This is a genomic window from Erwinia rhapontici (genome assembly GCF_012271765.1).
Classification (GTDB): Bacteria; Pseudomonadota; Gammaproteobacteria; order Enterobacterales; family Enterobacteriaceae; genus Erwinia; species Erwinia rhapontici.
The window spans coordinates 78215-90287 of record NZ_VRKO01000002.1 but is presented as its reverse complement, the minus strand read 5'-3'; the positions used below and the strand labels follow the sequence as shown (position 1 = coordinate 90287).

General features: G+C 53.3%; 10 protein-coding genes. 8 read left to right on the top strand and 2 right to left on the bottom strand.

The window, feature by feature from the left end; translation table 11 throughout:
• The 4 genes from atpA to FVB43_RS00900 all read left to right on the top strand — a co-directional run bounded on the left by atpA (position 1) and on the right by FVB43_RS00900 (position 4372).
• Positions 1-1542 (top strand): F0F1 ATP synthase subunit alpha, encoded by a 1542-nt coding sequence (gene atpA / locus FVB43_RS00915; RefSeq protein WP_133844851.1) that lies wholly within the window; start codon positions 1-3, stop codon positions 1540-1542.
• A 54-nt stretch (positions 1543-1596) separates the two neighbouring features.
• The gene (atpG, locus tag FVB43_RS00910; RefSeq protein ID WP_133844849.1) at positions 1597-2466 is read left to right on the top strand and encodes a F0F1 ATP synthase subunit gamma; all 870 of its coding nucleotides are present in this window, start codon (positions 1597-1599) and stop codon (positions 2464-2466) included.
• Between the two features lie 35 nt (positions 2467-2501).
• Positions 2502-3884: a F0F1 ATP synthase subunit beta gene (atpD, locus tag FVB43_RS00905; RefSeq protein ID WP_133844847.1), complete on the top strand. Its 1383-nt coding sequence runs from the start codon at positions 2502-2504 to the stop codon at positions 3882-3884.
• A 68-nt stretch (positions 3885-3952) separates the two neighbouring features.
• Positions 3953-4372 carry a F0F1 ATP synthase subunit epsilon gene (locus tag FVB43_RS00900; RefSeq protein ID WP_133844845.1) on the top strand — a complete coding sequence of 140 codons (420 nt, stop codon included), beginning with the start codon at positions 3953-3955 and terminating at the stop codon, positions 4370-4372.
• 84 nt (positions 4373-4456) lie between these two features.
• Here FVB43_RS00900 and FVB43_RS00895 read toward each other — a convergent pair whose 3' ends face one another.
• On the bottom strand, positions 4457-4834 hold the full coding sequence (locus FVB43_RS00895) for a T6SS amidase immunity protein Tai4 family protein (RefSeq protein WP_133844843.1): 378 nt from the start codon (positions 4832-4834) through the stop codon (positions 4457-4459).
• Between the two features lie 393 nt (positions 4835-5227).
• Between FVB43_RS00895 and glmU the strand changes: the two genes are divergently transcribed.
• From glmU to FVB43_RS00880, 3 genes are all read left to right on the top strand, one after another.
• Positions 5228-6598, top strand: coding sequence for a bifunctional UDP-N-acetylglucosamine diphosphorylase/glucosamine-1-phosphate N-acetyltransferase GlmU (gene glmU, locus FVB43_RS00890; RefSeq protein WP_133844841.1), 1371 nt, complete (start codon positions 5228-5230; stop codon positions 6596-6598).
• Between the two features lie 172 nt (positions 6599-6770).
• Positions 6771-8603, top strand: coding sequence for a glutamine--fructose-6-phosphate transaminase (isomerizing) (glmS, locus tag FVB43_RS00885; RefSeq protein ID WP_167863234.1), 1833 nt, complete (start codon positions 6771-6773; stop codon positions 8601-8603).
• A gap of 146 nt (positions 8604-8749) precedes the next feature.
• Positions 8750-10090, top strand: a complete 1341-nt coding sequence (locus tag FVB43_RS00880) for a serine hydrolase domain-containing protein (RefSeq protein ID WP_133844837.1) — start codon at positions 8750-8752, stop codon at positions 10088-10090.
• Here FVB43_RS00880 and FVB43_RS00875 read toward each other — a convergent pair.
• The gene (locus tag FVB43_RS00875; RefSeq protein ID WP_197931244.1) at positions 10032-10973 is read right to left on the bottom strand and encodes a LysR family transcriptional regulator; all 942 of its coding nucleotides are present in this window, start codon (positions 10971-10973) and stop codon (positions 10032-10034) included. The two genes, FVB43_RS00880 and FVB43_RS00875, sit on opposite strands and share 59 nt — an antisense overlap.
• 95 nt (positions 10974-11068) lie before the next feature.
• On the opposite strand from FVB43_RS00875, the gene FVB43_RS00870 reads away from it, so the two are divergent.
• Entirely contained in the window at positions 11069-11962 is an 894-nt protein-coding gene (locus FVB43_RS00870; protein WP_197931243.1) for a DMT family transporter, read from the top strand.
• Positions 11963-12073: the final 111 nt, after the last annotated feature.

Below are 12073 nucleotides of genomic sequence, written 5' to 3'. Positions count from 1 at the left end.
ATGCAACTGAATTCCACCGAAATCAGCGAACTGATCAAGCAGCGCATTGCTCAGTTCAATGTAGTGAGCGAAGCTCACAACGAAGGTACTATTGTTTCTGTAAGTGACGGTATCATCCGCGTCAACGGCCTGGCCGATGTGATGCAGGGTGAGATGATTGCCCTGCCGGGTAACCGTTACGCAATCGCACTGAACCTGGAGCGTGACTCTGTTGGTGCAGTTGTGATGGGCCCATACGCTGACCTCGCCGAAGGCATGAAGGTGAAGTGTACTGGCCGTATCCTGGAAGTGCCGGTTGGCCGTGGTCTGTTAGGCCGCGTGGTGAACACCCTGGGTGCACCTATTGACGGTAAAGGCGCTATCGACAACGACGGTTTCTCACCGATCGAAGTGATTGCACCTGGTGTTATCGATCGTCAGTCCGTTGACCAGCCTGTACAGACCGGTTACAAATCTGTCGATGCAATGATTCCAATCGGCCGTGGCCAGCGTGAGCTGATCATCGGTGACCGTCAGACCGGTAAAACCGCGATGGCGATCGATGCGATCATCAACCAGCGCGATTCAGGCATCAAATGTGTGTACGTTGCTATCGGCCAGAAAGCCTCTACCATCGCTAACGTGGTACGCAAACTGGAAGAACACAACGCGCTGGCTAACACCATCGTTGTTGTTGCGACTGCCTCTGAGTCTGCTGCTCTGCAATACCTGGCTCCGTATGCCGGTTGCGCCATGGGCGAATACTTCCGTGACCGCGGCGAAGACGCTCTGATCGTATACGATGACCTGTCTAAACAGGCTGTTGCTTACCGTCAGGTTTCTCTGTTGCTGCGCCGTCCACCAGGTCGTGAAGCCTTCCCTGGCGACGTGTTCTACCTCCACTCCCGTCTGCTGGAGCGTGCTTCCCGTGTGAGCGCCGACTATGTTGAGCGTTTCACCAATGGTGAAGTGAAAGGTAAAACCGGTTCACTGACCGCGCTGCCAATCATCGAAACCCAGGCGGGTGACGTTTCTGCGTTCGTTCCAACCAACGTAATCTCGATTACTGATGGTCAGATCTTCCTGGAAACTAACCTGTTTAACTCCGGTATTCGTCCGGCAGTTAACCCGGGTATCTCCGTTTCTCGTGTTGGTGGTGCTGCTCAGACCAAGATCATCAAGAAACTGTCCGGTGGTATTCGTACCGCTCTGGCACAGTATCGTGAACTGGCTGCGTTCTCTCAGTTCGCATCCGATCTGGATGAAGCAACCCGCAAACAGCTGAGTCACGGTCAGAAAGTGACCGAGCTGCTGAAGCAGAAACAGTATGCGCCGATGTCAGTAGCGCAGCAGGGTCTGGTTCTGTTTGCTGCCGAGCGCGGCTTCCTGAATGACGTCGAACTGGCGAAAATCGGTAGCTTCGAAGCAGCACTGCTGGCATTTGCTGATCGCGATCACGCAGAGCTGATGGCTGATATCAACCAGTCTGGTAACTATAACGGCGAAATCGAAGAGAAGCTGAAAGGCCTCCTCGAAACGTTTAAAGCAACCCAGTCCTGGTAATGTCTGGCGGCTTGTCCCTTAGGGGGCAGGCCGCAAGGCTTTGAGGAGAAGCTTATGGCCGGCGCAAAAGAGATACGTAGTAAGATCGGCAGCGTGCAAAACACGCAGAAGATCACCAAAGCGATGGAAATGGTCGCCGCCTCCAAAATGCGTAAATCGCAAGAACGCATGGCGGCCAGCCGTCCTTATGCAGAGACCATGCGCAAAGTGATTGGTCACATTGCGTTAGGTAATCTGGAATACAAGCACCCTTACCTGGAAGAGCGCGACGTTAAACGCGTTGGCTATCTGGTCGTATCTACCGACCGCGGGCTTTGTGGTGGTTTGAACATTAACCTGTTCAAAAAAGTGCTGGCAGATATGAAGGCCTGGTCTGATAAAGGCGTCGAGAGCGATCTGGCGGTTATCGGTTCTAAAGGTCAGTCATTCTTCGGTTCTGTTGGCGGCAACGTGGTTGCTCAGGTAAGCGGAATGGGTGATAAACCTGCGCTGTCCGACCTGATTGGCCCGGTCAAAGTGATGCTGCAAGCATACGATGAAGGCCGTCTCGACAAGCTGTTTATTGTCAGCAACAAATTTATCAACACCATGTCTCAGTCTCCACAGATCGTACAGCTGCTGCCGTTACCGCCAGCAGATGATGCGGAAGGCGTTGTGAAGAAGAGTACCTGGGACTATCTGTATGAACCCGATCCGAAAGCGCTGCTGGATACATTGCTGCGTCGCTACGTCGAGTCTCAGGTTTACCAGGGTGTTGTTGAAAACCTGGCCAGCGAGCAGGCCGCGCGAATGGTGGCGATGAAAGCCGCGACCGATAACGGCGGAAACCTGATCAAAGAGCTTCAGTTGGTATACAACAAAGCTCGTCAGGCCAGCATCACCCAGGAACTTACCGAAATTGTCGGTGGGGCCTCCGCGGTTTAACCAGGTATACGCAGAATTTAGGTAGAGGATTCAAGATGGCTACTGGAAAGATTGTCCAGGTAATCGGCGCCGTAGTTGACGTCGAATTCCCTCAGGACGCAGTACCACAAGTGTACAGCGCCCTTGAGGTTAAAAATGGTGATGCTCGTCTGGTGCTGGAAGTTCAGCAGCAGTTGGGCGGCGGTGTGGTTCGTACCATCGCAATGGGTTCTTCCGACGGCCTGAAACGTGGCCTGGAAGCGGTTGACCTTCAGCACCCAATTGAAGTCCCTGTCGGTGTGGCAACACTCGGCCGTATCATGAACGTGCTGGGTGAGCCAATCGATATGAAAGGCGACATCGGCGAAGAAGAGCGTTGGGCAATTCACCGCGCAGCACCTTCTTACGAAGATCAGTCTAACTCGCAGGAACTGCTGGAAACCGGCATCAAGGTTATCGACCTGATGTGTCCGTTCGCTAAGGGCGGTAAAGTTGGTCTGTTCGGTGGTGCGGGTGTAGGTAAAACCGTAAACATGATGGAACTGATCCGTAACATCGCGGCAGAACACTCAGGTTTCTCGGTATTTGCTGGCGTGGGTGAGCGTACTCGTGAGGGTAACGACTTCTACCACGAAATGACCGACTCTAACGTTATCGATAAAGTTTCCCTGGTCTATGGCCAGATGAACGAGCCACCAGGAAACCGTCTGCGCGTCGCGCTGACTGGCCTGACTATGGCTGAAAAGTTCCGTGACGAAGGTCGTGACGTTCTGCTGTTCATCGATAACATCTACCGTTACACCCTGGCCGGTACTGAAGTATCAGCACTGCTGGGTCGTATGCCTTCTGCGGTAGGTTATCAGCCAACGCTGGCGGAAGAGATGGGCGTTCTGCAGGAACGTATCACCTCGACCAAAACCGGTTCAATCACGTCTGTACAGGCCGTTTACGTTCCTGCGGATGACTTGACTGACCCGTCTCCAGCCACCACCTTTGCTCACTTAGATGCAACCGTGGTACTGAGCCGTCAGATCGCTTCCCTGGGTATCTACCCGGCGGTTGACCCACTGGATTCAACCAGCCGTCAGCTGGATCCACTGGTTGTTGGTCAGGAACACTATGACACTGCGCGTGGCGTTCAGTCACTGCTGCAGCGTTATCAGGAACTGAAAGACATCATCGCCATCCTGGGTATGGATGAACTGTCTGAAGAAGACAAACTGGTGGTAGCACGCTCTCGTAAGATGCAGCGTTTCCTGTCCCAGCCGTTCTTCGTGGCAGAAGTATTCACCGGTTCCCCGGGTAAATACGTGTCTCTGAAAGATACCATCCGTGGCTTTAAAGGCATCATGGAAGGTGAATTCGACCATATGCCAGAGCAGGCTTTCTACATGGTCGGTTCTATCGAAGAAGCCGTGGAAAAAGCGAAGAAACTGTAATCGTCTCCCCCGACTATTTCGGCACGTTGTCTGAAGTATGAAGGGGAAAGTTTCCCAGGAGATTAACAATGGCTATGACATTTCACCTGGACGTTGTCAGCGCAGAACTGCAAATGTTCACAGGCACTGTACAGAGCATCCAGGTATCAGGTAGCGAAGGTGAGTTGGGTATTCGCCCAAACCACGCCCCGCTTCTGACCGCCATTAAGCCTGGTATGATTCGCATCGTTAAACAGCACGGCGACGAAGAGGTTATTTACCTTTCCGGTGGCGTACTGGAAGTGCAGCCGGGTGCGGTTACCGTACTGGCTGACACAGCGATCCGCGGCAGCGATCTTGATGAAGCTCGCGCGCTGGAAGCGAAACGCAAAGCTGAAGAGCATATGAACAGCTCTCACGGTGATGTTGACTTCGCGATGGCGTCTGCGGAACTGGCTAAAGCGATCGCCAAACTGCGCGTGATCGAGTTGACCAAAAAAGCGATGTAATTCAGGTTTAAACATCAAAAAGCCGGTCAGGAAACTGACCGGCTTTTTTTATTGTCTGACTCAGATTTATCCACAGAACCTGGGCTAAGGCTTAAGGTTATCAGTGGTGGAGTGCGCATATTTTTGTTTAATCACCATCAGCTCATTGCTTCGGGATAAATCAATACACTTCATCACAATAAGCTCTGAATGCCCCTCTTTACTCACATATTTCTTGTTGAGAAATTGATGAACAAGGTCGGTGGCTTCTTCGTAAGCTTCAGCGGGATAGGATCCCAGTTCAACGTAAGCCCCCACCGCAGCCAGCGCATCTTCTTTTACGCTTTTATCAGAAAAACCATTCGCCAGACATTGGCTTAAGGCAAAGTTTTCTAGATTGTATTTTCCTGCATCACGTTGACTACCTTGCGAAATAGCAGGGAAAGAGAGTAACAACAGGAGTCCTGTTACTTTAAAATTCATCACTGTACTCCGTTGAGTTCGGGGGAACTTATACCCATTGAGTCCTGAGAGTATTCTAAACAGCGTTTCCAGATACAGAGTCGATTCCATGAAAACGAGCACGATGTCCCTTCTCTGGGCCCTTTTAATCACTCCCGGGCTGAGTCGTCGCGGGATGCGCTCTTCGTTCGCTTGGTGAAATAAGCGATAAACCAGTGGCATAGCAATTTTTGCACGCTAAACTGGGCATAAATCGATAGATTTACCCTGTCAGCCGCGCTTTATGATGCGATAAAGGGTGGAAATCATCTGCGAATCGAGACTTTTCGGACGGTACGTTTTTTACTGCAAAATATGTAGAATTTTCAAGGATAAATCGATTTACTTCTCTCACTAAACAGATTCAGGACGCGTATGTCAAACAGTGCTATGAGCGTGGTGATCCTTGCCGCTGGTAAAGGAACCCGAATGTACTCCGATCTCCCGAAGGTTCTGCATACCCTCGCCGGGAAACCGATGGTCAAACATGTTATTGATGCAGCGAATCATTTGGGCGCTCAGCATGTGCATCTGGTTTACGGTCACGGCGGAGAGCTGCTTAAACAAACGCTGACTGACAGCTCGCTCAACTGGGTGTTGCAGGCGGAACAGCTGGGAACGGGCCATGCTATGCAGCAGGCCTCCCCTCACTTCGCCGATGACGAAGACATTTTGATGCTGTATGGCGATGTGCCACTGATCTCCGTGGACACGCTACGCCAGCTTCAGGTGGCAAAGCCCGCTGGCGGCATTGGCCTGCTGACCGTCATTCTGGATAACCCAACCGGTTACGGACGTATTATCCGTGAAGCGGGTCAGGTGGTCGGCATTATCGAACAGAAAGATGCTGCGCCTGAACAATTGCTGATTAACGAAATCAACACCGGCATTTTGCTGGCTAACGGCGCCGATCTTAAGCGCTGGCTGAGCAAGCTGGACAATAACAACGCGCAGGGCGAATACTACATTACCGACATTATCGCCCTGGCCCATCAGGAAGGCCGTCAGATCGCGGCGGTGCATCCGGCAAGAACCACGGAAACCGAGGGCGTCAATAATCGTCTGCAACTGGCAACGCTGGAGCGGGTGTATCAGGCTGAGCAGGCTGAAAAACTGCTGCTGGCGGGGGTGATGTTGCTCGACCCGGCGCGTTTCGATCTGCGGGGTGAACTGATACACGGCCGTGATGTGGTGATTGATACCAATGTGATCATCGAAGGCAAGGTCACGTTGGGTCACCGGGTGAAAATCGGTAGCGGCTGTGTGATTAAAAACAGCGTGATTGCTGATGACAGCGTTATCAGCCCGTACAGCGTGATTGAAGATGCGCAGCTGGAATCAGGCTGTACTGTCGGGCCATTCGCGCGTCTGCGTCCGGGCACTGAGCTGGCTGAAGGGGCGCATGTGGGCAACTTCGTCGAGATGAAAAAAGCGCGCCTGGGTAAAGGCTCTAAAGCGGGCCATCTGAGTTATCTCGGTGATGCGGAAATCGGTGCTAATGTGAATATTGGCGCAGGCACCATTACCTGCAACTACGATGGCGTCAATAAATCGAAAACGATCATCGGTGATGATGTGTTTGTCGGTTCAGATACCCAGCTGATCGCACCGGTAACGGTAGCTGCGGGTGCCACCATCGCAGCCGGAACCACCATTATGAAAAACGTTCCGGCAGCAGGCCTGGTGTATAACCGTAAAGAACAGCAGTTGAAGGCAAGCTGGCAGCGCCCGGAAAAGAAAAAGTAAGCCCATTTTATGAAGGGGTGAGGCATGCCTCACCCTCTGTTTTTGTTGTAAATGCAGTCAATACAAAAATAATCCCCACTCTCTACAAGGCTCGGGGAACCCGAATATACGGGAACAATCAGGTCAGAAGACAACGCTGATGGCTTACCGCCATCATGTCAGGAAAATAATTATGTGTGGAATTGTTGGTGCTGTAGCGCAGCGTGATATTGCAGAAATCCTGCTTGAAGGGCTGCGTCGTCTGGAATACCGGGGCTATGACTCTGCGGGTCTGGCCGTTGTTGATCAACAGGGTAACGCCACCCGACTGCGCCGTCTGGGTAAGGTGCAGAACCTGGCTGAAGCAGCAGAAACCACCTCGCTGGTGGGGGGAACGGGTATTGCGCACACGCGCTGGGCCACGCATGGCGAACCTTCGGAAGCGAATGCCCATCCGCATATCTCTGAACATATCATCATTGTTCACAACGGCATTATTGAGAATCACGAACCGCTGCGCGAACAACTGATTGCGCGGGGGTATACCTTTGCCTCAGAAACCGATACCGAAGTGGTGGCGCATCTGGTGCACTGGGAGCAGAAACAGGCTGGTGGCTCGCTGCGTGAAGTTGTGCAGCGGGTGATCCCACAGCTACGCGGTGCCTATGGCATGGTGATTCTGGACAGCCGCGATCCGTCGGTTATTGTGGCTGCCCGCTCCGGTAGCCCGCTGGTGATTGGCCGCGGCGTGGGTGAAAACTTCATTGCTTCCGATCAGCTGGCGCTGTTGCCCGTGACCCGTCGTTTTGTCTACCTGGAAGAGGGCGATATTGCGGAGATCACCCGCCGTGATGTGACCATTTTTGATCGTCAGGGACATCAGGTAAAACGTGCTGAGATCGAATCGAACGCACAGTATGATGCTGGCGACAAAGGGGTTTACCGCCACTACATGCAGAAAGAGATTTACGAGCAACCTGTCGCGATTAAAAACACCCTGAGTGGTCGTTTCAGCCACGGTGAAGTCGATCTCTCCGAGCTGGGTCCGCAGGCTGATACGCTGCTGGCAAGCGTTGAGCACATTCAGATCGTTGCCTGCGGCACCTCATACAATTCCGGTATGGTTTCCCGTTACTGGTTTGAGTCGCTGGCCAATGTGCCGTGTGACGTTGAGATTGCGTCTGAATTCCGCTATCGCAAATCGGCAGTACGCAAAAACAGCCTGCTGATCACCCTGTCTCAATCGGGTGAAACGGCGGATACCCTGGCAGCACTGCGCCTGTCGAAAGAGCTGGGTTACCTTGGTTCTCTGGCGATTTGTAACGTTGCCGGTTCATCGCTGGTGCGTGAGTCCGACCTGGCGCTGATGACCAAAGCCGGGACCGAAATCGGCGTAGCGTCGACCAAAGCCTTCACCACTCAGCTAACGGTGCTGCTGATGCTGGTGGCGAAAATCGGTCGTCTGAAAGGCGTTGATCCGCAGGTTGAGCACGATATCGTGCACTCTTTGCAGGCGCTGCCAAGCCGAATTGAACAGATGCTGTCACAGGATGAGCTGATCGCGTCACTGGCGGAAGACTTCTCGGACAAGCATCATGCGCTGTTCCTCGGCCGTGGCGATCAGTATCCGATCGCGATGGAAGGTGCGCTGAAGCTGAAAGAGATCTCCTACATTCATGCTGAAGCTTATGCTGCAGGTGAACTGAAACACGGTCCGTTAGCGCTGATCGATGCCGATATGCCGGTCATTGTGGTGGCGCCGAATAATGAATTGCTGGAGAAACTGAAGTCAAATATCGAAGAGGTGCGCGCCCGTGGTGGTCTGCTGTATGTCTTCGCCGATATTGATGCCGGTTTTGCCAACAGTGAAGGCATGCGCATTATTCCATTGCCGCATGTGGAAGAGGTGATTGCGCCTATCTTCTACACCGTGCCGTTACAGCTGCTGTCCTATCACGTGGCGCTGATCAAAGGCACCGATGTGGATCAACCGCGTAACCTGGCAAAATCCGTTACGGTTGAATAAGCCCTGCCCTGCACGCAGGTGAACTCTGCGTGCTGCTCAAGAGTCCGGTATGACTGCTCCGTCAGTCGGCCGGACTTTTTTTGTACAAATTCCCGTTACTCCTTTCCTTACAATGAACGTTCTTAGGTTCTTTTTAAGGGAATAGAATGAAAAAGATGCAAACGGGGTTTTGTCTGATGGCGCTGTGCTTTGGCACCGTATACGAGGCGAATGCCTCATCAGCGAAGGTACCCTGCCCGGTGCCACTGAAAACGTGTCCTGCTCCGCTGGATAAAAACCTGCCAGACGTCAAAAATATGCTTACCTGGACGCCTCAGCAGCGCGTGGTGGGTTTTCGTAACGACTATCGATCCTATCCCGGCGATATTTTCCGCGCCAGCAAAGCAGGCGTACCGCTCCCTGTTGCTCATCGCAATCTCTCTGCCGTGTCCTATGAGTATCAGCAGCATCACTACTCATTGGCAGATTACCTTAAACGCAATAACGTGACAGGCATGATGGTGATTAAAGACGGTAAAAAGGTCTGGGACTATTACGGCCATGGCAACACGAAAACGACGCTATGGACCTCGCGATCTGTCGGTAAATCAGTGGTGTCCACGTTAGTCGGGATCGCACTGAAGCAGGGGAAGATAGCCTCGCTGGATGATGAGACTGTGAAGTACAATCCAGAGGTACGGGGCACTGCCTGGGAACATGTCCCTCTACGCAGTCTGCTGCAGCACACCTCCGGTGTGACCTGGAATGAGGATTACACCAACCCCCAATCTGATTTTGCCAAACTGACCCAGTGTGAAGCAGGAAAAGACACCTATGACTGCGTCAGCAAACTGGTACTCGACCCTCAGCGTAAAGCCTATGCAAAACCGGGTCAGGTCTGGTCCTACTCTTCCGGCGGTGCCTGGGTGCTGGGTGACACGCTGGAGAAAGCGACCGGAGAAACACTGGCCCGCTATCTGCAGGACAACATCTGGCAGCCTTACGGAATGGTGAATGATGGCGTGTGGCACAGCTATCTGCCGGGCAAACATGATGTGGGTGCACACGGCTTTAACGCAACGCTCGAAGACTGGGGAAAGTTTGGTCTGTTCGTGATGAACAATGGCATCCTGCCTGATGGCACGAAAACGCTGCCCGAGGGTTGGGTAAAAGAGGCCAGTACCTGGAATAAAGCCGAAAACTCGGTGACGACCGATTATCCTGACGGACAATTTGGTTACCAGTGGTGGAACATCGGTGTGCCCTTGAGTGCGAAAAACGATGCACCATCAGAAGGATTAACGCGTAATAAGACCCTGTCGGCTGAGGGTATTTTTGGCCAGATGATTGCGATCGACCAGGCGCAGAAACTGGTGATTGTTCAGTGGTCCGCCTGGCCACAGGCAGAACCGGCATCAGATGCCCAGCCGCTCGAAGCCTCTTTGATGTTTAATGCGATTGCGAATGCGCTGTCTGGTGCTTCAGCTTCTCCAGCAAAAAATCGATAAGCACCCGGCATTTAGGGGGAAGATAGCGATTGGGATGATACAAAACCCATGACATCCCGTAATAGGATGTCATGTAGTCCCATTCGGGAAGTACCTGAATAATCTGTCGGTTATCCATGACCTGTTGCGCGGAAAAGCGCGGCAGGCACCCGATGCCCAGATGATGAATGATGCCTTCCAGCCTCGCTTTGCTGTGATTTGAGGCAAAGCGCCCGTGTACCGCAACGCTGATTTGCTCTCCGCTGGCGATATGACGAAACTTCCACTGATTATCCCCGGGCACTTCTCCCAGATAAATACAGCTGTGCTGCGTTAAATCCTGCGGGTGCTGCGGAATACCGTGCTGTTGCAGATACTCTGCGCTGGCACAGAGCACGTGCCTGACAGGAAACAGCGGGCGTGCCGCCAGCCCCGGAGGCGGGGTATCGGTAATGCGGATCGCCAGGTCAACATTGTCATTGATTAAATCCACCATACGATCGGTGAGCATCAGTTGCAGATCCACCTGAGGGTAGCGCTGTAAAAACTCAGCCACGTGCGGGGAGATGAGATCCTTGCCGTAGGCACGCGGTGCACTGATTTTCACCCGCCCCTGCGGGGTGTCACTAATGCGCCCAGCCAGCTCAAACACCGACTCTGCGGACTGCATCATCTCAAAGCAGCGCTCCCAGGCGACGGTTCCGGCTTCTGTCAGGCGCAGCCTGCGTGTCGTCCTTTCCAGCAGTTTCACCCCCAGGGCATTTTCCAGGCTGGCGATCTGACGGCTGACCGAAGACGCGGTGCTGCCCAGCTTTTCTGCGGCCGCCGAGAAGCTGCCGAGTTCCACCACTTTCACGAATACTGCCATATACGGCAGCAGACCCATATATTGATTTGTTCTCATAGCGCACAAGTCTTGTTTACCCGTACGGATTATTCCGTCTGGAGAAAAACATCATAATCGCAGTTGGGTTTATCGCCAACGTCAGGGGAATGCAGGTGGAGAAACAACAGCGTTACGCAGAGTGGATGTTACTGGCTGTCGCCGTGGTCTGGGGAACCAGCTACGGCATGGCAAAACAGGCCGTTCTTTTCTATCCGGTCGTGGGTTTTCTGTTTATTCGTTTTTTGCTGACCTTCGTTCTGCTCTTACCCACGTTAAGGCTCTGCTGGCGCCAGGCGCTGCCCCCGGGGTTGATACTGGGTTCGGTGTTGTTGGCTATTTTCCTGTGTGAAACTTATGGGGTGGCGTTGACCTCTGCCAGTAATGCGGCATTTCTGATCAGCCTGTGCGTGGTGCTGACGCCGTTTGTTGAATGGCTGATGTTCCGTCAGCGGCCCGAAATCAGCGTGTTTATCGCCGCCGCCGTCTCTCTTTGCGGTGCCATGCTGCTGGTGGGCGGTACGCAGATTGCGATGAACAGGGGCGATCTGCTGGTGTTGGGCGCTGCGCTGCTGCGCGCGTTGATGGTGTGTCTGACGAAAAAAATGACCCAGCATCGCAATGTGCCCGCACTGGCGCTGACGGCGGTACAAACCGGGGTGGTCGCCAGCGGTTCGCTGGTAGTGTTACTGGCGACAGAGCATGGGATACCGGCCCTGCCTGAGAGTACGCTGTTCTGGGGCCCGACGCTTTACCTGGTGTTGTTCTGCACGCTGTTTGCTTTCTTCGCGCAGAACTACGCGGTGAAACGTACCTCACCGACGCGTGCCTCACTATTAATGGGGTCTGAGCCGCTCTTTGGTGCCCTGTTTGCCGTGCTCTGGTTGCAGGAGTCGCTGACGCCAGCGGCATGGCTGGGCGGGTTGCTGATTGTTGCTGCATCGCTGTGGGCCACGCGCCCGGTTAAACGTAACCCGGGACTGAGCGCGGTAATGGAAAAAACCGACTGACGTCAGCCTTCATGATTAGAGTGGCTTGTCACAAAAGTGTCATATTTCGTACATTTTACTGTCACCAAACTGTCCTATTTTGCCTCCAGCAGCAATCATTAATTATACCTT

What these genes read in the sequence shown, in the direction of transcription:
- atpG (WP_133844849.1), top strand. Translation starts at nt 1,597, where the DNA reads ATGGCCGGCGCAAAAGAGATACGTAGTAAGATCGGCAGCGTGCAAAAC.
- FVB43_RS00875 (WP_197931244.1), bottom strand. Translation starts at nt 10,973, where the DNA reads ATGAGAACAAATCAATATATGGGTCTGCTGCCGTATATGGCAGTATTC.
- atpA (WP_133844851.1), top strand. Translation starts at nt 1, where the DNA reads ATGCAACTGAATTCCACCGAAATCAGCGAACTGATCAAGCAGCGCATT.
- FVB43_RS00880 (WP_133844837.1), top strand. Translation starts at nt 8,750, where the DNA reads ATGAAAAAGATGCAAACGGGGTTTTGTCTGATGGCGCTGTGCTTTGGC.
- atpD (WP_133844847.1), top strand. Translation starts at nt 2,502, where the DNA reads ATGGCTACTGGAAAGATTGTCCAGGTAATCGGCGCCGTAGTTGACGTC.
- FVB43_RS00900 (WP_133844845.1), top strand. Translation starts at nt 3,953, where the DNA reads ATGGCTATGACATTTCACCTGGACGTTGTCAGCGCAGAACTGCAAATG.
- FVB43_RS00895 (WP_133844843.1), bottom strand. Translation starts at nt 4,834, where the DNA reads ATGAATTTTAAAGTAACAGGACTCCTGTTGTTACTCTCTTTCCCTGCT.
- glmU (WP_133844841.1), top strand. Translation starts at nt 5,228, where the DNA reads ATGTCAAACAGTGCTATGAGCGTGGTGATCCTTGCCGCTGGTAAAGGA.
- glmS (WP_167863234.1), top strand. Translation starts at nt 6,771, where the DNA reads ATGTGTGGAATTGTTGGTGCTGTAGCGCAGCGTGATATTGCAGAAATC.